At 66.6% G+C, this 20,486-nt stretch carries 23 protein-coding genes and 1 pseudogene; 7 read left to right on the top strand and 17 right to left on the bottom strand.

Annotated features, from left to right (window positions below; all coding sequences use genetic code 11):
• Positions 1–208: 208 nt before the first annotated feature.
• The 3 genes from AQI94_RS21065 to AQI94_RS21055 all read right to left on the bottom strand — a co-directional run bounded on the left by AQI94_RS21065 (position 209) and on the right by AQI94_RS21055 (position 2,359).
• On the bottom strand, positions 209–718 hold the full coding sequence (locus AQI94_RS21065) for a hypothetical protein (protein WP_318658115.1): 510 nt from the start codon (positions 716–718) through the stop codon (positions 209–211).
• 283 nt (positions 719–1,001) lie between these two features.
• Positions 1,002–1,451: a hypothetical protein gene (locus tag AQI94_RS21060; protein WP_225890231.1), complete on the bottom strand. Its 450-nt coding sequence runs from the start codon at positions 1,449–1,451 to the stop codon at positions 1,002–1,004.
• 116 nt (positions 1,452–1,567) lie between these two features.
• Positions 1,568–2,359, bottom strand: coding sequence for a DUF317 domain-containing protein (locus tag AQI94_RS21055; protein ID WP_051831908.1), 792 nt, complete (start codon positions 2,357–2,359; stop codon positions 1,568–1,570).
• A 251-nt stretch (positions 2,360–2,610) separates the two neighbouring features.
• On the opposite strand from AQI94_RS21055, the gene AQI94_RS21050 reads away from it, so the two are divergent.
• Both AQI94_RS21050 and AQI94_RS46580 read left to right on the top strand, forming a co-directional pair.
• The gene (locus AQI94_RS21050) at positions 2,611–3,081 is read left to right on the top strand and encodes a hypothetical protein (protein ID WP_159050642.1); all 471 of its coding nucleotides are present in this window, start codon (positions 2,611–2,613) and stop codon (positions 3,079–3,081) included.
• Between the two features lie 40 nt (positions 3,082–3,121).
• Positions 3,122–3,326: pseudogene (locus AQI94_RS46580) on the top strand (IS1380 family transposase); the annotation flags it as partial.
• Between the two features lie 8 nt (positions 3,327–3,334).
• On the opposite strand, the gene AQI94_RS21045 reads toward AQI94_RS46580, so the two are convergent.
• Both AQI94_RS21045 and AQI94_RS21040 read right to left on the bottom strand, forming a co-directional pair.
• Positions 3,335–4,435: a transcriptional regulator gene (locus tag AQI94_RS21045; RefSeq protein WP_051831904.1), complete on the bottom strand. Its 1,101-nt coding sequence runs from the start codon at positions 4,433–4,435 to the stop codon at positions 3,335–3,337.
• Positions 4,432–4,743 (bottom strand): hypothetical protein, encoded by a 312-nt coding sequence (locus AQI94_RS21040; protein WP_031037699.1) that lies wholly within the window; start codon positions 4,741–4,743, stop codon positions 4,432–4,434. The genes AQI94_RS21045 and AQI94_RS21040 overlap by 4 nt, the downstream gene beginning before the upstream one ends.
• A 187-nt stretch (positions 4,744–4,930) precedes the next feature.
• Here AQI94_RS21040 and AQI94_RS44620 point away from each other — a divergent pair, with 187 nt between their 5' ends.
• The 3 genes from AQI94_RS44620 to AQI94_RS46575 are packed head-to-tail and all read left to right on the top strand — an operon-like array spanning position 4,931 to position 6,880.
• A complete protein-coding gene (locus tag AQI94_RS44620) occupies positions 4,931–5,209 on the top strand; it encodes a multiubiquitin domain-containing protein (RefSeq protein WP_158806152.1) in 279 nt (92 codons plus the stop codon).
• Complete coding sequence (locus AQI94_RS21030) at positions 5,184–6,455, top strand: ThiF family adenylyltransferase (protein ID WP_078902601.1); 1,272 nt, start codon at positions 5,184–5,186, stop codon at positions 6,453–6,455. The genes AQI94_RS44620 and AQI94_RS21030 overlap by 26 nt, the downstream gene beginning before the upstream one ends.
• A 14-nt stretch (positions 6,456–6,469) precedes the next feature.
• Complete coding sequence (locus tag AQI94_RS46575; RefSeq protein ID WP_225890253.1) at positions 6,470–6,880, top strand: DUF6527 family protein; 411 nt, start codon at positions 6,470–6,472, stop codon at positions 6,878–6,880.
• Positions 6,881–7,147: 267 nt separating this feature from the next.
• On the opposite strand, the gene tyrS is transcribed toward AQI94_RS46575, so the two are convergent.
• From tyrS to AQI94_RS20980, 10 genes are all read right to left on the bottom strand, one after another.
• The gene (gene tyrS, locus AQI94_RS21025; protein ID WP_031037691.1) at positions 7,148–8,551 is read right to left on the bottom strand and encodes a tyrosine--tRNA ligase; all 1,404 of its coding nucleotides are present in this window, start codon (positions 8,549–8,551) and stop codon (positions 7,148–7,150) included.
• A 97-nt stretch (positions 8,552–8,648) separates the two neighbouring features.
• Positions 8,649–9,560, bottom strand: coding sequence for a glycosyltransferase family 2 protein (locus tag AQI94_RS21020; protein ID WP_078902600.1), 912 nt, complete (start codon positions 9,558–9,560; stop codon positions 8,649–8,651).
• On the bottom strand, positions 9,557–10,519 hold the full coding sequence (locus AQI94_RS21015; RefSeq protein ID WP_225890230.1) for a hypothetical protein: 963 nt from the start codon (positions 10,517–10,519) through the stop codon (positions 9,557–9,559). Before AQI94_RS21015 ends, AQI94_RS21020 begins: the two co-directional genes overlap by 4 nt.
• A 125-nt stretch (positions 10,520–10,644) precedes the next feature.
• Positions 10,645–11,409, bottom strand: coding sequence for a class I SAM-dependent methyltransferase (locus AQI94_RS21010; protein ID WP_225890229.1), 765 nt, complete (start codon positions 11,407–11,409; stop codon positions 10,645–10,647).
• Positions 11,410–11,502: 93 nt separating this feature from the next.
• Entirely contained in the window at positions 11,503–12,519 is a 1,017-nt protein-coding gene (locus AQI94_RS21005) for a nucleotidyl transferase family protein (RefSeq protein WP_051831902.1), read from the bottom strand.
• Complete coding sequence (locus tag AQI94_RS21000; protein WP_031037676.1) at positions 12,516–13,412, bottom strand: radical SAM protein; 897 nt, start codon at positions 13,410–13,412, stop codon at positions 12,516–12,518. Before AQI94_RS21000 ends, AQI94_RS21005 begins: the two co-directional genes overlap by 4 nt.
• Positions 13,406–14,557 (bottom strand): hypothetical protein, encoded by a 1,152-nt coding sequence (locus AQI94_RS20995; RefSeq protein ID WP_078902599.1) that lies wholly within the window; start codon positions 14,555–14,557, stop codon positions 13,406–13,408. Before AQI94_RS20995 ends, AQI94_RS21000 begins: the two co-directional genes overlap by 7 nt.
• Positions 14,558–14,574: 17 nt before the next feature.
• Complete coding sequence (locus AQI94_RS20990; RefSeq protein ID WP_225890252.1) at positions 14,575–15,510, bottom strand: alcohol dehydrogenase catalytic domain-containing protein; 936 nt, start codon at positions 15,508–15,510, stop codon at positions 14,575–14,577.
• Positions 15,511–15,572: 62 nt separating this feature from the next.
• Positions 15,573–16,382: an HAD family hydrolase gene (locus AQI94_RS20985; protein WP_078902597.1), complete on the bottom strand. Its 810-nt coding sequence runs from the start codon at positions 16,380–16,382 to the stop codon at positions 15,573–15,575.
• Positions 16,383–16,556: 174 nt separating this feature from the next.
• Positions 16,557–16,754: a hypothetical protein gene (locus AQI94_RS20980; protein ID WP_031037664.1), complete on the bottom strand. Its 198-nt coding sequence runs from the start codon at positions 16,752–16,754 to the stop codon at positions 16,557–16,559.
• Between the two features lie 212 nt (positions 16,755–16,966).
• On the opposite strand from AQI94_RS20980, the gene AQI94_RS20975 reads away from it, so the two are divergent.
• Positions 16,967–18,007, top strand: a complete 1,041-nt coding sequence (locus AQI94_RS20975) for an AAA family ATPase (protein WP_031037661.1) — start codon at positions 16,967–16,969, stop codon at positions 18,005–18,007.
• Positions 18,004–18,564, top strand: coding sequence for a P-loop NTPase family protein (locus tag AQI94_RS20970; RefSeq protein ID WP_031037659.1), 561 nt, complete (start codon positions 18,004–18,006; stop codon positions 18,562–18,564). The genes AQI94_RS20975 and AQI94_RS20970 overlap by 4 nt, the downstream gene beginning before the upstream one ends.
• 37 nt (positions 18,565–18,601) lie before the next feature.
• Here AQI94_RS20970 and AQI94_RS20965 read toward each other — a convergent pair whose 3' ends face one another.
• Complete coding sequence (locus AQI94_RS20965) at positions 18,602–19,459, bottom strand: NAD(P)-dependent oxidoreductase (RefSeq protein WP_031037656.1); 858 nt, start codon at positions 19,457–19,459, stop codon at positions 18,602–18,604.
• A complete protein-coding gene (locus AQI94_RS20960; protein WP_031037653.1) occupies positions 19,456–20,130 on the bottom strand; it encodes an HAD family hydrolase in 675 nt (224 codons plus the stop codon). The genes AQI94_RS20965 and AQI94_RS20960 overlap by 4 nt, the downstream gene beginning before the upstream one ends.
• Positions 20,131–20,486 lie beyond the last annotated feature (356 nt).

Raw genomic sequence — 20,486 nt, 5'->3', positions numbered from 1 at the left:
GAGGCACCGCAGCACGAAGCCGGGCTCCCCAACTGGGAGGCCCGGCTTCACCGCGTGGGAGGTCCTGGAACTGCTGGAGCGTCCAGGAGCCGGTCGAATGTGCTCTCCGACAGTACCCGGCACAGCACCGGTGCACTGGAACTAAGGGAATCGGCGAGCACGGCGACAAAGTCATGCGCGCCGGCGCCGAACGACGCCGACAGGGTGGTCACAAGGCTGCCTCGGCCTTGTCGAGCGCCTTCTCCAGGTTGGCGTCCACAAGTCCCGGCGCGCCCGAGACGAGCACAAGGACGTTGCCGATCCGGATCGCCGTCTGCTTGACGACGCTGCGCTGCCCACCGATCGAGTAGGTGAGCAGCTGGCTCCACTGCTCGTCGCCCAGGTCAGGGGCGGGCGTCACCTGCGTGCCCACGGTGACGACGGTGTGGCCCGACATCACCTGGTACGTGGGGCAGGAGACCATCGCATCGAAAATCTCCCCTATGCCCTTGGACAGCTTCGCCGCGGTGGCGCTGTACAACTCCTCCGCCAGCTCGGAGTTGCCGCCCCCAGCGTAGGTGAAGGACGCCTTCGCCTTGCGGGGGAAGGCGAGGCTTGTGCTGGTCGAGGCGTCGCCGCCGAGCTTCTCCAGCGCCGGGCAGTTCACGGTCACGTCGTCGTGGGCCGCCGCGCGCTGCGGCATGCGGGTGTAGTCCCCGCCGAGGTCGCTCTCGTCCAAGAGCAGCTTCGCCAGTGCAGTCGAAGACAACGGAGCGGGCGCCACACTCTCGCCGTCCGGGTGCACCGGGACGGTTGGGGAGGACATCGTGCGGGAGGAGGCGGCGCTGCCGTGGGAACAGCCCGCCAGGACCAAGATAGCGAGGACGCTGAGACCGCGGACGGTCGTGGCGTGAAGGCGCATAGGAAACCCCTTTGTGGCCTGTTGTGGCCTGCGAAACGGACGGTCTGACCTGCCGGCCCTCCGGGCGCCGGCAGTACGAAGGGGCAGGGGTTTCGGGAGGTCAATGGCCGAGGTGGCGCAGGCCCTCTTCGAGAGTGGGGTGGAACCGGTCGACGGGACCGGAGTTGCGGTTGAACCAGACCGCATCCAGGCCGGGCTCCTTCGTCTCGTGGCCGGCCCGGCAGCGCAGCCATATGGAGTCGTCGCGCATGCAGAAGACGATCCAGTCCCGGTACATGCCGCACTCGGGGCACGTACGGACCTCGCCGTCGACGACGAGCGGTGGCTGCCAGCGCATCATCACCCCGGCCACGTCCTGGCGCGACGGCACCCGCAGCTCCTGCGGCAGGAAGTCGGGCACAACCGCTTCCCCTGCGGTGGGGGCTTGGGGGGTCGGCTCGGGGAAGTTGGGCCACGGCTGCGTGGCCTGCAGCCGCAAGAGCAGCGCGTGGCCCGCATGCTGGACTTCACGGAACGCGCGGTCCTCGCGAGCGCGTCGGAACAAGAACAAGGCTCTCTCCTTCTCTGTCATCTGGCGGGCGCGGGGGCACGCCTCGTCTGACCTGCTACCACGCGGGAGATCGGCGAGGAGCCGCTTACGACAGCGGCTCCTCTGGGCGGGCGCCGTTAGCTGCGACGGACCACGGTGAGTCGCCCTTCGGTGCTCGCAGGGACGGTTCGGCGGAGCACCGGAGCCGGTGAGGCGAGCGAGGCGACGAACGCCGCCACCAGCTCATGGGGGGCGCTGGTGCTGAAGCTGGCACACCACAAATAGGGGGCGCTGACGATGGGTTCCGCCCATGCCTGCCAGCCCACCAGGTCGGGGCGCGGGTCGGCGTCCTGGATGAGTGGCGGCAGCATCTCCAAGGAGACGTTGCAGGAGAAGCCGGGATCCGTGGCGGTGGTGCGGGGGCGGTCCACATCGCGGATCCAGCCCCGGGCACTCAGGGCGTTGAGGACCGTCTCCGACCCCTCGGAGCCGAGGTCGGGTGCCTCGCGGGCGTCGATCGCCACGAGGAGATCGGTGATCGCCTCGAACGGGACGCCGGCCGTGAAGTACGCGTTCCACGCCGGCACCACGGAGGTGGCATCCGGGCGGGCGCTCAACTGCCAGGCAACCGGGAGACCGCCCAGTTCGAACGGGTAGGCCGCGAGGATCCATTCGGCGCCGCGCAGCTCGTCTGGGCTGACGTACAGCAGGGTGTGACGGGAGGTAGGCCACATGCGCCAGCCGAGGCCAGCCAGGGTGTCGCCGATCCGTTCGGCGAGGGCCCCGTCGTCACCCGCCAGATGGCGCGGGGTGACCCAGTACACCGGGTCCGGCGAGTCGGGATCGGAGGGTTCGCTGGGGTGGTGCGGGTGCAGGGGCGCCTCCGTGGGATCAGGGGAAGGTTTCGTCTGGGGGTTGTACGTTGGCATGGTTTGCAGCAGCACACCAGCCCTTGCGAGATCCTTCCTGTCTGCCCCCGGCGAACTTGCTTTCCCATGGCCATTCGATCGCCGCGTCTGACAGTGAACCCAGCAGTTTCGGCCTTTGTGACAGCGAATCTACTTGTGAGGGGTGAGCACGCTGGGATCACGCCCCGTGCGTCTGCCGTACGGGGGAACACGCACCGAGCGCCGCCCTCAAGCGCGCGGCCTTGGGGCAGCCATTCGCAACAATCGCCGCTATGACATCGATGACGCAGACCTTCCGCCAGGCCCTGCAGACTGCGCTGGCCAGCCGGAAGACGGTGAGCATCCGCAGCACCCTGATCGAGATGCTGGAACGGGATCCCTCCAAGGCAGAGATCTCGGCAGCCAACAAGGCGGCCCGAAGGATCGCCGAGGACGGGGACGCGGTCCTCATCTCCCTGCTTCCCGACCAAGCCGGCGACGACGCGTACGTGCCTGCGGCCCGTGGCGCCAGGGGGCGTGCGTCGAACTACCTGACCTTGGACGAGAAGATCATCAAGGACTTGCCCTGCCGCGTCGAGTTCGCCACGGAGAAGTGGGACGCGCTCATCGACGAAGGCATGCGGTCCACCCAACAGAAGATCGAAAGCGACCCAGTTCTGTCGGCGTTCCTGCCCGACTGGAAAGCCGAACCGCGTGCCGAGAAGCGGTCCCGCCTCATGGCGGAGGCGGCAGAAACCAGCTGACCTGCTGTTCAGCGCGCCTTTTCCGACATCGGCCTGCATCGCCGCATCGGTTCAATGGCGTCCGCCTGGATCCGGGCACCGGGCCGTCCACGACCCGGGGAATGTCCTCCTGGACGGTCGGCCCTCGCGGTCGCGCTGGGCGGGACTGCCTCGCCGATGTGGGCATGCTGCGGGCGGAGCCAGCCGTGTTCGGGCCGGTGGCCTCCGGCCCGACGGACTCCCGCCTGATCGGCCAGCCGGCCGCCCACCAGAGCTAATCCCACGATGCCAGAGCATCGTTTACCGAAGGAGCGTTCTTCGCCAAGGTCGTCCGCCAGTCAAGGTGACCGCGGTGTTGAAGGTGACCGACGATAACGATGCGCGCCACGTCAAGCTCAACGGCCAACTGATTGACCCAACGCGCACCGATACGATCTGGGACGTCAGGAATGCCGTGCGGGAAAACCCACTCCGCGGCCTCCGTGTCTGCGTCCTTCTCCCATTTCGTTTCATTGCCTTGATCCTCATCGAGCCCCTCGACGATGAGGTGTTCAGCGTCGACGTGATCAAGCAAGATATGCGCAATCTCATGCAGAAGAGTAAATAGGATCTTGTCGAGTCTCTTGCCGCGACCAGACAAGCCAATGACTGGATATCCGTCGACCAGCATTGAGCACCCGTCAATCTTGGCACCCGGAAGCGATTCGACATATACCAGACGCACACCAACCGCACTAAAAAGGTCAGGTAGGTCCTCGAAGTCAGCGGCCGACTTGAGTGTGCGCGAAAGAGTTCCTGCAAGCTCCCTCAGACGTTTCGCGCAGTATCTCTCCTGAGGCGGAAGCTTGCGCGCTTCCCTTCTGATGCACGCGACCCATGCTCGCTGCAGCGAGCTGATATCTTCGCTACGGTTGGCTCGTCTAGCAGCCGCTGCGAATCCGGGCTCGTCATCAAGGGAATCCAGCTCGAAAAGTTCCTTCACCTCGGCCTCGAGGGCATCCAAGGTGGCGCCGGTGAGAAAGCCGCGCCTCTTCAATAGCTGGATTGGGCCCTTGTCGTTTAGGCGGGCACGCCGACGCACCTCATCCAGCTTTACCTGGGCGTTCTCATTCTTGAACTGCTCGGCGAGCAGGTACTGGTCCTGAAGGTTGAGCCAGTACTCCGCTGTATGACCAAGGGCTGCGCCGATCTGCGCCGCCGACTCCCTGGTGATCTCCTTTTTGCCGGTGACGATCTCGGAGACAAACTGAGTCGGGCGATCCAGAACCGCAGCGAAATCAGCCTGAGACCAGTCCCTGGCCTCGAGCTCCCTCCCGAGGAGTTCACCAACCGGCACCTGGGCGATCGGCAGCGGGTCGTGTGGAGGGGTGGTCATCGCGAGGCTTCCATCTCTGGAGTCAATAGCTCGAAGATCACGGCACTGTGGCTCTCTGTGCTCTTGAACGTCAAGTTGATAACGCGGCCTGAACTCAACTTCGCCCGCGCCTTGTTCAGGTCGTGGGTGTCACCGGGATGGATGCGCAACATGCGCGAGTTCCGCAGGTCGGCGTCGAGCCGAGCTGCACGCGCGCACTGAACGAGGACGCGGAAGTCCGAGACCTCCCGGGCACTCCAGCCTTGCGGCCGGAATCCGGGGTCCGTAGCGAGGCGATACAACTCCTCATCCATGTACTCCCGGTCCACGTGCCTGTTCTCCATCACCCATCGGCTGATGACGCTTCTACCTACTTCGCGCGGAGTCTACAGGCATCACCGAATTTCAGGGCCCCCTACCTCGCACCCACCCCATCACCCATGGGGTGATGATGTTGATGCTACACTCGCATCCGAGCCCGTCGATCAGCGGAGGGCATCATGGAAGGGGACTGTCATGACTGCACCCAGTGTCGAGCAGGAGCATGACAAGAGGGATAAAGGGTTCGAAGTGATCATCAACGGCACAATGGTCACCCTCGACCACGACACCGTGACCTATGACGAACTTGGGCAGCTCGCGTACCCCGGCCACGACCCGCAGGCGATGTTCACCGTCACCTACAAGAACGCCATCGCACCCCATGGCGGGGACGGCATCCTGGTCGCCGGCGAGTCCGTGAAGGTCAAGAAGAAGGGCACGTACTTCCATGTCCGGCTCACGACTCGTTCGTAGTAGCGCCGACCTGGCCCGTCTGGTGCAAGACGGGTACGCCGTCCGCGTCGTCAACGGGTTCCTCGTAATCGACGACATCCCGTTCGTGGACGATGCCGCCCAGGTTCAGTGGGGATCCTTCGTCTGCCCGCTGGATCTGAGCGGCGACACCGCGACGGCTCCGAGTAGCCACGTTATGTGTTTCGTTGGCGGCGTACCCCGCAACAAGAATGGCGAGCCCATCGACGGGCTCGTAAACGATGGCGTTGAGAAGTGGTCCGCCAGCCCGGAGCTCACCGCGAGCTGCGGCTTCTCACAGAAACCCGCGGGCGGCTATCCAGATTATTACGAAAAGGTCACCCACTACGCCGCGATGGTCATCGGGCCAGCCCAGGCCATCGACCCCGAGGTGACCCCGCTGACCTTCAAGCCTGTCGAGACCGACGAAGACGATGGTGTGTTCCGCTACCTCGACACATTCTCCAGCAGGGCTGGTATCACCGAGGTCAACGCGCGCCTCGCGCTGAAGAAGGTTGTGATCGTCGGTCTCGGGGGCACTGGCGCATACCTGCTCGACCTGCTCGCCAAGACCCCGATACACGCGCTTCATCTCTACGACGGCGACGTCCTCCGCACGCATAACGCCTTCCGGGCCCCCGGTGCCGCGAGCCTTGCGGACCTACAGGAGGGCCTGAAGAAGGTCGAGTACTTCACACGGATGTATTCGCAGATGCGTCGTCACATCGAGGCTCACCCGGTGAACGTCACCTCTGAAAACGTCGGCGAACTCCTCGACGCCGATTTTGTGTTTCTTGCGATGGACACGGGCCCGGACAAAAAGGTCATCATCGAGGCACTGACCGTCAACGGTATCCCATTCATCGATACTGGTGTCGGGGTCGGCAAGGACGCCGAATGCATCGACGGGCAGATTCGCATCACGACGTCTCTTCCGGGTCGCGTGGAGCATATTGAGCGAGATGGGCTCATCTCGTACTTCGCCGGGGAGGGCGCCGAGTACGACACCAACTTGCAGGTAGCCGAGCTGAACTCCTTCACTGCGAACTTGGCAATCTTCCGGTATAAGAAGTACCTCGGTTTTTATGCTGACACCGAGAACGAGCTGCACACCGTGTATGCGGTCGAATCGAATGATCTCTACAACCGCTACGGCACCTCTACCAACCAAGACGAGGGCATCGGACTGGGCGCCGAGCCGGTCCCGGCCAGCGCTGATGCTGGGGACGGGTCGGAGGCCGCCGCGTGAAAGCTCGATCCTTGATGCCGGTGTTCATCGAGCACATCCCGGCCGAACCCGAGCCGGGTAAGCTGTACATCTCGATGCAGTTCGAAACCGCAGTCCATCTGTGCGCGTGCGGATGTGGTTCGAAGGTCGTCACACCATTCGGACCGCACGACTGGACCCTGACCTTCGATGGCACTGTGTCCCTGAGACCGTCCGTTGGAAACGGACAACAGCAGTGCAGGTCGCACTACTACGTCCGCAGCGACCGTATCGACTGGTTGCCAGGAATCTCGGCGGCAGCCAGTCGAGTCGCTAGCTCCCGCGACCGCGCCGCGCACATCGAGGCCATCCCTCAACCTCTGGCGGGACAAGCGTCTTGGTGGGGCCGGATTTGGTACCGAATGCGACGCTCCTCCGGCACCAGCCGTAGCAAACTGGATGAATAAATCGCCCCAGCGAACTGGGATAACGTCTGAAGAATCGATGCCGAGCACATCGCTGCAACGACCAGGAGCTTTCAGCACCAGACGGTCTTGCATAACAGCACACCGTCTCTCCGGGCGTGCCCTGGCCGCCCACAACCTCGAAAGCGACACTTCTCCAGGGCATCGCCCGCCATCAGTGCCTCTCCTGGATCGCGCGGCTGGCGGGTCGCATCGAGCGCAAGCAGAACGGCGCCGACTCACGATGGTGAGTCGGCGCCGCGCCTGAACTCAGACGTCGATGCGGGCGACCTTACGGCCGACCTTGAGGTACAGCTCGGCACCTTCGAGTGCCCCAACCTCGCTCACGACCTCACCGAGCGTCTGCTGCACGGACGCCTCGGTGAGCGGCGTAGGTGCCTGCTCTCCGTCCGCCTCAAGGATCAGACGGAGGCCCTTCTGCTGAGCCACACGGCGCACGGCGGAAATGCTGGGAGCGAAGTCCAGCGTGCGGCTGATCAGCGCCCCGAGCGTGTCCTCGGCGTGGTCCTTCAGGGAGACGACGGGGAGGTTCTGGGTGTCCGCGAAAGAGCGCTTGGAGAAGCGCGCCGTGAACTCCGCGCGAGCGGCGGCAGCAGCGTCCAGGCCGTGGAGGGCGGCCACCACCTCGCCGGCGAGGATGCGCTTGATCGCCATCGGGTGCGCGGTCCCCTCCTCCAGACGCTTGGTGATCACGCGGATCTCGTCGTCCGTCCACTCGGTGAGCAGCTGGAGGTACGGCTCGGTCAGGTGGTCGGGGATGGACATCAGCCGGCCGTAGACGTCATCAGGCGACGCCGTCAGGCCCACGTAGTTCCCCTTGCTCTTGCTCATCTTGGTGCCCGTGCCGTCGGTGCCCTCGATGAGCGGGGTGGTGATGACGACCTCGGGGTCCTGCTCCGAGATCTCCATGACCTTGCGGCACATCTGGAGGTTCAACAGCTGGTCCACACCGCCGAGTTCGACATCGGCGTCGATGGCCACGGAGTCCCAGGCCATGACGACGGAGTAGACGAACTCGGCGACGGACAGCCCATGGCCATCGGCAAGCCGGGTGCGGAAGTCCTCGCGCTGGAGCGACATGGAGACCGGTACCCGGGCAAGAACCCCGACGAGCTCCGGCAGGGTGACCTTGTTCAGCCACTCGCCGTTGAAGCGCAGGTCGGCACGCTCGAAATCGATGAACGGCGTGACCTGCTGCTGGTAGCCACTCAGGTTGCGGGCGATGTCCTCGTCGGTGAGCGGCGGTCGATCCGAGGACCGTCCCGACGGGTCACCGATCTTGGCCGTCACGTCGCCGATGATGAAGACGACGTGGTGGCCCATCCGCTGGAACCGGCTGGCGATGATGATCGGTACCGCGTGGCCCAGGTGGACGTCAGGCGAGGTCGGGTCGATGCCGTACTTGACGACGAACGGGCGTCCGGCGGCCTGTGCGGCTTCGATCTTCCCGGCGAGCACCGCAGCCGAAGGGATCAGGTGGTTCGCACGCCCCTCGACCAGTGCGGCCTGCTCCTCGGGGGAGAGGTCGGAGAGGTCCAGGGAGCGCCGTGCCGTCGTCTCGCTGAGCAGCTGCGCGGCCGTATAGTCCGCGCCCAGGTCCGCCCCATCGAGGATGTGCATGACACGGGTGACAGACTCGCTCAAACGGCTCATGGCGCTTATACGCTCCTGGGTCGGACAACTGGCCTGACCAGTAGGGATTGGAAGCGGCGATTTTATCATCGCCGCCCTCGTCGCATCACCGGAATGATCACGGTTGAGCCCGCTCTCCTTGGGCTGTCGAGAGCTGTACCAGCGGCCGGCCCGCGATCGCACTGGAGAGGGACCGGAGCCACGGGGCTATTGGGTCTCGGGCTCGGAGCGTGGCGATGAGCATCCCCGGAAGGAAGATCATGGCGGGCAGGTGCTCCTTTCGCTGCAGGGCGGATTCCACTCTGTGCCCGGAAGCGAGTGCGCGGAAATGCTGGGAGATCCCCCTGAGCTGGCGAGTGGTCGCCCAGGTGGGAGGGTCCCCGTACATCATGCGGAGACGATCCGAGAGCCCCAGACACACCTCGGCCCGATAGTCCTGCGACAGGCCGGGCGTACTTCGGTCGGTCATGCTGTGCGAGTGGACCCGATAGAAGGTCAACGGGTCCTGGAGGACGGCGCCGCGGCCGGCCTCGCGCAGCGCGTGGAAGAAGATCTCGTTGCTCACCGGCAGGAGGCTGAGAGCAGCCTGGCGATGGACCACCAACGTGCTCGTGTTTCCGCCCGGGTGCGGGTCTTTCAGCTTGGGGTTTCCGTTGGAGTCGACGACGTTCTCCCAGTGCTCGATGAACAGCGTTTCACCCGTCATCGCCTCGGCGCACGTACGGAGCTTCGATGGGTAGAACCAGTCATCGGCGTCGAGCGGAGCCACCCAGTCGCCTGTGCTGAGGAGAAAAGCGTCGGTCAAGGTTTGGCCGAAACCTTGCTGGCTCCTCCGGATGACCTTGACGTTCTTTTCGTGGCGACGGCATACCTCCTCAGTTTCGTCGTTGGATCCGTCGTCAATGACGATGATTTCGTGAAGGACGAAGTTTCCAGGCTCCTGTTTCAGACAGCTTGTTATGGCCTGGTCGAGATATCGGCCGTAGTTGTGGCACAGGATCACGCACGAAATACGCGGAGGGGCGCTCACAGGTCACCCCCGTACACGTGGGCGTAGTCGTCCAGGATCGTCCTGTGTTCCTGGGTCCTGTAGTCGAGGAACTCGCGGTCGAGGCGGCGGGGCCTGGAGTCGAGTCGTGCTGCCGCCTTCTCCAGCGCGGTCAGGAACTTCTCTCCGAAGAGGTTGGGATGCCCCTGCGACCAATCGAACCATTCGGGTTCCTCGACGAATCCCTTGTGCCGCTCGTACTGCTCGGGCAAGTGCCCTGTGAAGGAGCAGACCGGAAGCAGGTTCAGGTCGAAGGCCAGTTCCAGCTGCCCGGAGTGACTCCCCCAGAGGTACGGCAGCAGCAGGGAGTCCGAAGCCAGCCCGGCTCTGACCACTTCGTCGTCCGTGGGATACGGGCGCATGGTGAGGCGGATACGGGGATCGTGCCGGGCCGTCTCCAGGAGCAGCGGGGCACGGCCGGCGTCAGCGAAGTCCGCAGGGCTGAACGCGCGCAGGAGGACGTGGAGCGTGCTGTGGGGATCCGTGATCCCCAGGCTCCAGTTGGCCATGGTGGACAACTGGTCCCTGCTGGCCCGGGAGGCACCGAACATGAGGTACCTGGCCCCCGGGTCCCACGCCTCGCGCTCCAGGTCAGCCAGCGACTCCGGGGCAGCGACGTATCCGTGGGGGATGACCGTTGCAGTGACACGCTCTCCGAGGACCTCCGTGAGCCTCGTGACGGATCCCTCAGTGAGACAGACCCAGCTGACCTCGGCAGATCGGAGCAGCCGCAGCCGCTCGACGAAGCCTTCGGCGTTGCCGACCATGGGCCGGGTGTCATGGGCGGTGAAGACCACGTTGACCCCGTAGCCCAGGCACGCGTCGAGCAGGCGCTCCAAGTTGGCGATGTCCTCGAAGTCGATGTGGTGCAGGTGCAGGACGTCGAGCCACGTGAGAGGGCCGTGTTCGAGTAGCCATGCGGCGCTGACCGCCTCTGGCACAGTCTCGCCCGTGGGAATCTCTGTCCCGTTCAGGATGTGGAAGTCAGGGCTCTGGAGCTTCCACGCGTACGGGGTACGAGCCGGCAGGTGAACGACACGCAGGCCCCTGGACCGGGGAACCGCCGTCACTGTTCTCCCACCTCCGTCCCTCCCACGCCGACGAGGAGCAGCTGGGTGGACAGACCGTTGGAGGCGTCGTCGCTTCGGGTGAGGCCCGCGTAGTGGATCTCGAATCCGGACGCCCGCAGCAGCGCCTGGAACTCGTCGCTTGCCCACTCCCGCACATGGCTGGGGTTGCGCGGCGGTCCAGGGGTGTCGTAGCCGCTGCGGCACTCACGGGCCGGTGTGGACAGGACGGCAGCGGCGCTGCCCTCCCGCAGCAGGGCCAGGATGAGGGACAGGGCCGGGGCCGGGTCCACCAGGTGCTCGATCACGTCAGAGCAGATCACCACCGACCGGCGGACGAGGTCCGGGTCGAGCGGCAGCCGCTCTGCCGATTCGAGGTCCGCCTCCACCCACTGTCCGAAGGGGTGGTTGTCGTGGCACCAGCGCAGGTTGTCCCCGAAGTCCACGCCGACGAAGGTCCAGTCGGGGTGCTCGGCGGCGAGCGAGGCCAGCTTGCCTGCCTGCCCGCAGCCGATGTCGATCACGACGTCACGGCCGAGCTCCTTGGCCCGTTCGGCGGCGTAGGGGTACACGTCGGGCTGCCAGGTGACGGTGTCGTCCGTCTCGTCAAGGAAGTACTCGACCTCGCTCCGGCTGCGATAGCCGCGGCGAATGAAGAAGGTCTCGGGGCCGCCTATCGGCTGCGAGGACTCGGAGAGGGCTGGGGACTGCGGGGCATCGAGGCCGGTCAGGGGCTGTGATGTGGTTGTGGTGTCCGCGTGCACAGTCAGACTCCTTGCTTGCTCGGGTGTGTGGTGCGACAGAGGGCACACGGCCTAGTACGGCCGCGGGTTCGGCGCTCCCTCGGAGGGGGCCTGCTACTTCGGCCAGCAGGAGAACAGCGTGATCAGCCGCTCGACGAGCTCCTCGCGGATCACACGCCACTCCCGGTCTCCGGCGCGTCGCGCGGTGGAGGCGCGGTCGTACTCCGCCTGGCCGACCTCGGGCAGACACGCGTACATCTGGAGCAGGGCCGACCCGTCGTCGGAGGGCGCCGAGTCGGTGTCCGCCGCCAGCAGGGCCCTGATGTCCTCGGCGGGCATGGAGCCGTCGATTCCGGAGCCGGGGATGCTCTTGCTCATCTTCGGCAGGCCCCCGAGGCCCGGGATCATCTTGGTGTAGATGCCGGCGAGCCGGTCTGCGGGCAGACCCCAGCGTTCCGCCCCGCGCCGGGCGAGGGCGACGTACTTGTGCTCGTCGACGCCCAGGGACACCAGCACGTGCCGTCCTTCGCGCAGCAAGTGCACGAAGTCAGCGGCCATCAGCAACGTGGCCTGCTTCATGCCGTAGTTGAGGTGGTCGAAGACGCCGTGGTTGCGGTAGAGCCCGGCGAGGTCCTCCTCGGCCCACTGGAAGTCGTCGTCGTCCAGATGGCGCGAGAGCAGGAACGCGGTGGCCATGACGTCGGTCTCGCCCTCCTGCCGACGCAGTACACCGCGCCCCGGGTCGAAGCCGAGCCCAAGCGCGAACTCCTCGTACTGGTCGGCCAGGCGGCGCACCGCGTCCAGCGGCGTGCGACGCGCGTTGTAGGAGTCGAGGTCACCCAGCACAATCTGCACGTCGAGCCCGTGCTGCTGGAGCTTGACCGCGCGCAGCAGCTGGAAGAGGGTGCCGGCGTGCGGCGGGCCGCCGAGCCCGATGCCGGTGGTGACGATCGTCGGCCGGCCCGCCGCGACGGCGTCCGCGAACTCCCGCGCCCCGGTGTGGCACACCCACTTCGTGTGCAGGTCGCCGGGGCTCATTCCCGCGAGGGCGAAGTCGATGGTGCCGAGGCCCAAGTGCTCGTACTGGTGCTGGTCGATGACGCTCTCGTAGTAGGCGGTGTCGAACTTCATGCGATTCCCTCCAACTGAGGCTGCTCTCGTAGGGCGAAGGCCCGGCGGACCAGCGGCTCGAAGCCGTCAGTCAGCAGGCCCCCGACCACGGCGTTGCGAGGTGCGGCGACGCTGCCGAGGTCCGCGGTGACCGTTCCGTCGGCGAGGACCCAGACGCGGAACGGGTACGGGTCCTCGGGCGCCCGCGTGGGCTGGGCGAAGATCTCCACCGGGGCGACGGCGCCGCGCACCCCGTCCACGGCCCGGACGAAGTCATCCCGCTCGAAGCCGTAGAGCTCCGCCTTGCCCGCGCTGGCACGGCCGATGGGCCTGTACTGGGAGATCAGCCAGTACTCGACCTCCGTGCGGTCAGCGATGCTGGCGACGAACTCCGCCAGCCGCGGCAGCTCCCGCACGGACGCGGCCGTAGTGAACGTGTTGAAGGCGAGTCGGCGCCGGTCGGCGACGAGAAACTCGACGTTGGACCGGAACCGTTCGAAGTAGCCCTGCCCGCGGAACCAGTCGGCCGAGTCTGCCCCCGGACCGTCGATGGCCAGGGAGTAGAGGGTCACGTGGTCGCGCACCCCCGCGTAACGGTCGCTCAGGAGCAGTCCGTTGGTGTGCAGATTAGTTTCGAATCCGGCTTCCCGTGCGTGCCTGAGGGCGACCTCCAGGTGGTTGTCGTAGGGCATCACGGGGTCGCCGCCGGTGAACACGACCCGGTGGGCTTCGGACTCGGCGCGGACCTGGTCGATGACCCTCCGGACGGTGTCCGGGTCCGTCTTGACCCGGTTGCGCTCCCGGTAGCAGAACCAGCACACACCCGGTGAGGCGCTGGTCGGTGCCAGGTCCCAGGCGTTGCAGTCGGTGTTGAGGACCAGGTGAACGATCGCGAGTTCGTCGTGCGTCAGCATGGGGCCTTCTCCTTGTTGCCAGGGATGACCAGGAGGGCTGTCGGGGAGACGGGCCGAAGGAGCGAGCGGAGCTTGTCCGGGGCACCGCCGGTGAGGCGTACGAACTGCTGCAGCGTGTCCAGACCCGCGCCGGCGTCGATGATGGTGAGTGCCGTGTCGATGCCGGATTGGACGGTGGGCACCGCCTCGGACATCACCATGAGCAAAGCCGCGTTGAGGGCGACCGCGTTCCGCGCCTGACTGGCGTCATGGCCTGCCAGTACGCGTATCGCGGCGGCGACGTTCTCCCGAGGGTCCTCGTGTTGGGTGACGGACGTCAGGTCCTGCGGCATCGAGGACGCGCCCTTGCGTACTTCGTCGTTGAAGGCCAGGTCCTCGTCGCCGGCGTTGATGCGGCAGGCTCGCACGGTGCTTCCGGGGATCAGTTCGTCGACCTGCACCGCCTTGCCGAGGCTGGAGTTGATGACCGTCACGTCGGCCAGGCCGAATCTGGAGAGCAGCCGGGCGGAAGCGCCGACCGCGGGGTGCGAGAGGCCGTACACGTAGGCGGTGCAGGTGACCGGGCTGAGGAGGGCGGGGAACGCCAGGCTGAGGGCGTGCACGGCCTGGAACCTGCCGCCGTAGCGGCGGTCGAACTCGGGCACGCGGTTCTCGATGGAGAAGAACCCGAAGCCGGTCTCCGCCGTGATGTCGACCATCTCCTGGTGCGGCACCGTGTCGCTCGTCGCGCCCACGAGGTCGATGAAGTCGCGGGACCCGGTCTTCGACGACGCACTGCGCGATCCGAGCTTCGCGACGTGTGCTCCCCCGGTGGCCGCCACCAGCGCGGCGGCGGTACTGAGGTTGATCGTCTTGAAGGTCTTCTTCCCGCTGCCCGTGTAGCCGACGAACCGCATGCCCTCCGGCGGCTGGTGGAAGTCCCAGTTGCTTCGGTCCAGGGATGTCGCGGCCTGGACAGCGGCCTCGACCTCCTCCAACCGTGGCCCCCGCAGGAGCAGTCCCGTCAGGACGCTTCCCAGCATCACGTCGCGCGTGTGGCCCTCCGGTAAGGCGAGGATGCGCGTGATCCCGTCGTGGACGTCCTGGGGTGGAATGTCGGCAGGTGAGTTGATCTTGTGGGCCAGCAATGGCGTTGTGACCGCCATGGCGTGGGCTCCTTCCGTCACGTGTCGGATGTGAGCAGGACCTTGAAGGGGCGATGGCGGGCTTCGTTGTTCAGGGCCGCCAGTCCCTGCGGCAGTTCGCCGAGGGGAAATCGGTCTCGGGTCATGAGGGCGGCCCAGTCGCCGCCCTTGGCGATGACGTCGATGGCGTCTCGGAAGTCGTCGTGGCCGTCCGCGCGGCAGTACGAGAAGGAGCCGCGCAGGGTGATCGAGCGACGGAAGACATCCCTCAGGGGGACCGAGAGAACGACGCGGGGCGCGTAGGCGTTCTGGACGAGAACCGTTCCCCCGTCACGAACGGCCTTCAGCGCCTGGCGTATGGGGGCGTCACTGTGACCAGACGCGGCGTCCAAGACGGCGTCGCATGCCGGCAACTCGGCAGAGTGGAGAGTGATGTGCCGGTCGAGGACATAGCGCAGTTGATGCGACCGCGAGGGTTCCCTGACCAGCATGTGCACGTCCCACCCGGCCAGAGCCGCGCAGATGGCCGTGCACACCGCAAGGACGCCGCCCCCGATGATGCCGAGCCGCCCCATGGGCACACGTAGCCCGCAGCGGACTCCGTGCAGGGCGACCGCCATCGGATCGGCGAGGACTCCGTGCGCGGAATCGTGCAGGTGGCGAAGCGGGACGATGCTGTCGCGGGGCGCCCGTACGCAGCCGGCGAGACCTCCGGGAAGGTCCCACCCGATGCGCTGGAGTCGTGGGCAGAGGTGGATATGGCCGCGGTCGCAGTAGTGGCACGAGCGGCAGGAGACCAGCGGGTCGATTGCGACCCAGTCACCTGTCTCCGTGTCGACACCGACGATCTCGTGCCCGGGGTACCACGGTTCCGGCAACTGTCCTTGCCAAGGGTGATTGAGCTTCGCGACGTCACTTCCGCACAATCCTGAGAAGTGTGTCTCGACGAGCGTCGTGTCGCGTGCCGAGGACATGGCGACCGGAGCGGGGAGTTGGCAGAGGACTCCGTTCTCAACTGCCCACGCGTACGGGCCGGTCATCGCTGCCCCCATCTGTCCAGCAAGGTGGGGAGAGCTTCCACGTCGGGTATCGCCCTGCCGGACCAGGCGGTCTCGCCGAACGCGAGGCCACTCGGCCCGCCCCGACGCTCCACGCGCACGGCACGCATGCCGGCCCGCTCTGCGCCGGCCAGCTCGTCACCGCCGCCATCACCGCAGTAGAGGGCCTGCTGCGGGGCGACACCGAGGTCTCGGAGGACCGCGCGGAAGAGCAGACGGTCGGGCTTCACCGCACCCGCCCGGCAGCTGAACACGACAGCGTCGAAGTGTGGCGCGAGGTCGCTTGCGCTCCACGCTTCGGCGATGTCCGGGGACGCGTCGCTGAGGACGGCCAGCCTGGTGCCACCGCGCCGAAGCTGCTCCAGCGCCCGCAGGAGAGAGGCATCGGCCCGGAGACGGACATGAGCGAGCCGGGCCAGGAGCACTTCCAGCTCATCCACACAGGCCGCAGAGGCGTCGCAGCGGGCGACGAGGTGAACCGCCACCTCGGTGGTGGACGCCATCGTCCCGTCGTGCCTCGCCTGCCAACTGTCGGACAGCACCGACTCGGCGACCGCCGGGGATACGCACAGGATCGCAGCGAACTGGGCAGCGGCGGCCCTCCGCTCGACCACACTCGGGGCTGCGACGAGCGTGCCGAATAGATCGAGTATCACTGCGGTCGGGCGTGGAGCCGGAGCAGCAGAACTCCGCTGCGGTGAAGGGCCAAGCAGTACGTCGCCCACTGGATGTGTGGCGGGCGCGGACAGGCTCGTCGACACGGAGGTGCACGTCGGCGGATAGCGCATGGTGAGGCTCCATCGGTAGATCGGTGATCTCGTGCAGAACCGAACTCTCCGGCTGGCTGGGCTGCGGCCAGATGACGCCTTCTCGGGCGACCGACAGACGAGGAAGGAGGACTTGACTGCCACCAGGTCGAGGCCACGCTGGGTCGCCAGGGCCCGGTGATGCCGTCGGCGCGCTCACAGCCGTAGCCCTGACAGCAAGCCGGCGACCGACGCCGTGACGTCCTTCACGAACGGGCCGACGGTGTGAGTCCCGGCGAGATACAGACCGAAAACCGCGCACACAACGGCATGACCCGCCTTGAGCCCACCTCCGCGGCACAAGAAGACGATCACGATGCCGAGGAGCAGCAGGACAGCAACATCGACAGCCACCGCGGAGCCCCCTTCGATCTCGGACGATTAGTGGAGACCGAGGCGGGTACTGGGACGACCGCGTCGGTGTGACCATGACAGCGGCTCGGAGCTGTGCGGAGTATCACAAGCCGTTCCTGAAGCTGCTCATCAGCAGCTCATGGCCGGGCGACCTGACTTTTCAACATCCGCTTACACACGGGTTCATGACAGGCAGACTTAGGCTCCGGATCATGACCAGGGATGGGCAGGCGGTAGGCGCGGTGGGTAAGAGTCGCCCGGGGTGGCGTCCGGACAAGTTGAGACAGCAACGCGAAGCTCACGGCCTGACGCTCGAAGGCGCAGGTGAGCAACTACGCGAGGTGGCCCGGGCTGCTGGGCTCACGGTGCCGGCGGCCAACTTTCAGACGCTGTGGCAGCACGAGCAGGGAGAGGTCTATCCCGGACCGCACTACCGTCGTGCGTACTGCCTTCTGTACCGCGCGACCGAGCCCGAGCTCGGCTTCCGTAACGCTCTGCCCGACGAGGCCACGAAGCTCAAGTTCACCGCGTCGAGCGAACCGCAGAACGGCGCCCACGTCCTGGCCGTGGAACGGGCGTTGCACCAGCTGGCGCCGAGCGCGGAGGACGCCGACGGCTTGGGCGTCCAGCAGCGAATCCTCGACGCTTGGAAGCGGCGTCACACCGGCGGTGATCCGAACCGGCCGACGCTGATGATGGTCGGAGGCTACGCAGGCAGCGGGAAGTCGGAGTTCGCCCGCTTCGTATCGCAACTCACTGGATGGCCCGTCCTCGACAAGGACCCGATCACGCGCCCGCTCGTCGAGCGCCTCCTTGTTGAAATGGGCAGCGAGCCCAACGACCGGCACACCGACCTCTACCGGGAGAAGGTCCGCCCGCTGGAGTACCAGTGCCTGCTGGAGACCGCGTACGCGAACGTCGACTGCGCGATCAGCACCGTCCTCTCCGCGCCCTTCATCGCCGAGACCACAGACCCTCGGTGGATGCGGCGCCTGATCAACCGCTGCGAAGCCCGTGGCGTCACCGTCGCTGTCGTCTGGATTCAGTGCGACCTCGACACGATGCACGAGTACATCAGCTTCCGGTCCGCTGCCCGGGACAGCTGGAAACTCCAGAACTGGGACACGTACGCTGCCGGGATCGATCTTGAGCTGCGGCCCGTCGTGCCGCACTTGGTTGTCGACAACCGGCTCGGCTCCGCGATATCGCTCACGGACCAGGTGCGCCAGGTCTTCGGGACAGTGTTCCAGTGAGGCAGGGCATCCTGCTGTACGGGCCGCCGGCGGCGGGCAAGGACACGATCACGGCGGCGCTCACCGAACTCGACGAGCGGTACGTGCTGTTCACCCGGCTGAAGATCGGTACCGGGAAGACCAAGGGCTACCGGATCGGTAGGCCAGAGCAGCTGACCGCGCTAGAGGCACGCGGCGACGTCATCTACCGCAACGACCGGTACGGCAACATCTACGTCGTCGACCGCCCCGGCCTCGACCAGGCCATAGAGGGCGGCAAGACCCCCGTCGTCCACCTCGGCCAGATGGCGGGGATTGAGCAGGTGACCGCCCTCTACCCGGCGCGCTGGGTGCGCGTTCTGCTGTGGTGCTCCAAGGAGACCACCGCTCGACGCTCACCACAGCGGGGTGACACCGACACGGCGGCCCGGCTGGCCGCGTGGGACGCCACTCAGGTCGATCTTGCGGCTCATCCGCGGGCTCAGTGGGAACTGCGCGTTGAGACGGACGCGACGGCACCCCATGCAACCGCACAGAGGATCGACGACATCGTCCGCACCACGCCACCTCGGTCCTGACGGCCAGGACGTCAGGGCCCCAGCGGATGCGACCTGCTTAACTCGGTTCGTCCAGGTCCCGCTTGAGGCGCAGAGCTTCCAGCGCCTCAGCGATATCCAGCCGCTCGTCTCTGTTGCCGTCCCACCGGGCAAGCGTCGCGGCAGCCGCGTGCATAAGGGAGTCCGGCAGCCCGGCGTCGGCGAGAAGGGCCGCCGCGTCCTCAAGCTCTGGGCCCCAACGCCAGGCGCGGGCAGCGGTCTTGGGGATGTAGTCGGTCTCCACGAGGTAGCTGCGGGTGCGCTTGGCCGCAATCACCAGCAGTTCGTCCGCGACCCCGTACGTGTCCGCCGCCCCGTAGGCCACGGCAGCCAGCACTCGAGAGACCTTCTGGTAGCTGGAGTACGCGAGCTTGAGTGCGGAGGCTTTGCCGATGCTGTCGCCCAGGACGTGGGTCCGCACATCGGTGCCGGCGAAAAGTTCGGCGATCCGGTCGGCCTGCTCGACGGCGCCGGAAAGGTAGAGCGTCGGGGACTTGCCGCCCGCCGGAGGCGATCCGACCACCGCTGCATCGATGACCGGCATCGGGGCCAGGCGGTCGGCGATATTCAGCACGCGCGACGGCGAGACGGCGTTCGCGTCGACATAGATCGTGCCCGCTTCGGACATTCCGAGCTCGGCTACCTGGCGGGCGGTCTCCTCCGCTGCGGCGGGAGGGCAAAGGGAGAGCAGCACATCGGAGCGGGAGACAAGCTCAGGCAGCGCCGCGGCTTCGAGGCCCGCGCGCTCCGCCCGGCGGCGGGTTGTGTCGCTGCGTCCGTCGGGGCACCACAGCACGATACGGCCTCTCGCGCGCAGCTGGGCGCCGAAGGCGGATCCCATACTGCCGGGGTGCAACAGCCCAATGGTGCTCGTCATGCCGCGGTCCTTGTGTGGTCGACGGAGTGCAAAAGCAGCAGGTCGATGGCGGCGCGTGCATGCGGCACCACGTGGTCCGGCCTGGGATCGTCCGGCGGCCAGGAACGGCCGTTGCCGATCCAGATGGTGCGCAGTCCCGCGGAGCGTCCGCCGCCGATGTCGTTGACCGGGTTGTCCCCGACCATCCAGCCACCGTCGCCCAGCACGGTGCCGCAGCGGGCCGCCGCCAGGGCAAAGTGTTGGGTGTGCGGCTTGCGCGCGTCAGCCTCCTCGGAGACGAAGACGCCGTCCACGCGCTCGGAGATACCGGTGGCCCGCAGCTTGGCGCGCTGGATATCCGCCGCACCGTTGGTCGCCACCCCCACCCGCCAGCCGGCCGCACGCAACTCCTCCAAGCCGTCGAGGACGCCGGCCTGGCACGACACCAAGGCCGCGATGTCGGTGCAGTACGTTTGCCACAACTCCGCAGTCGACATGGGCAGCCGGTACCGGGTGCGGATCGCCTCAAAAGTGGACGGATAGGCCCGCTCGGCCACCATGTCTAGGACGTTTGCCTGATCTTCGTTCTCCAGGCCGTGCTGGGCGGTGAACTCTGCGGCCCAGCCAGCGAGCGTTCCCTGCCGGTCCACGAGGGTGTTGTCGAGGTCGAAGAGAACCAGAGGCGGCTGCACATCCCGCACCCTAATGCGCGCCGGAAAGCTGTGTGCTCGGGGTCGAGCGGGCGGGTCGTCGAGCGCCTCTTCTCGCTGCGCTCTGCGTCGCGCATCACTCGTTCATGCCGTCGCCCCGAGGCCGGCCCGGACCATCAGGTAAACCGACCCAGGTCAGCACCATGTCGGGCTCATCGAGGGAACAGGAGCAAGAGTGGCTGGCGGGTCGCGGCGGCGGCCTTTGCCGCCCGTAGTTTGAAGGTCGCCCACGTCATCCACGGCGCCTGGGGCGTCGAAGCCTCCCTCGGCTTCCTCACCCACCACGGTTCGGGCGGAAGGACTGTCGACGAAGCGTGGGCTCGTGCCCGCGTATCCGG

It is taken from the genome of Streptomyces pseudovenezuelae (genome assembly GCF_001513955.1).
GTDB lineage: Bacteria > Actinomycetota > Actinomycetes > Streptomycetales > Streptomycetaceae > Streptomyces > Streptomyces pseudovenezuelae.
The sequence above is the reverse complement of the archived record's forward strand: the minus strand, read 5'-3'. Positions and strand labels throughout refer to the sequence as shown.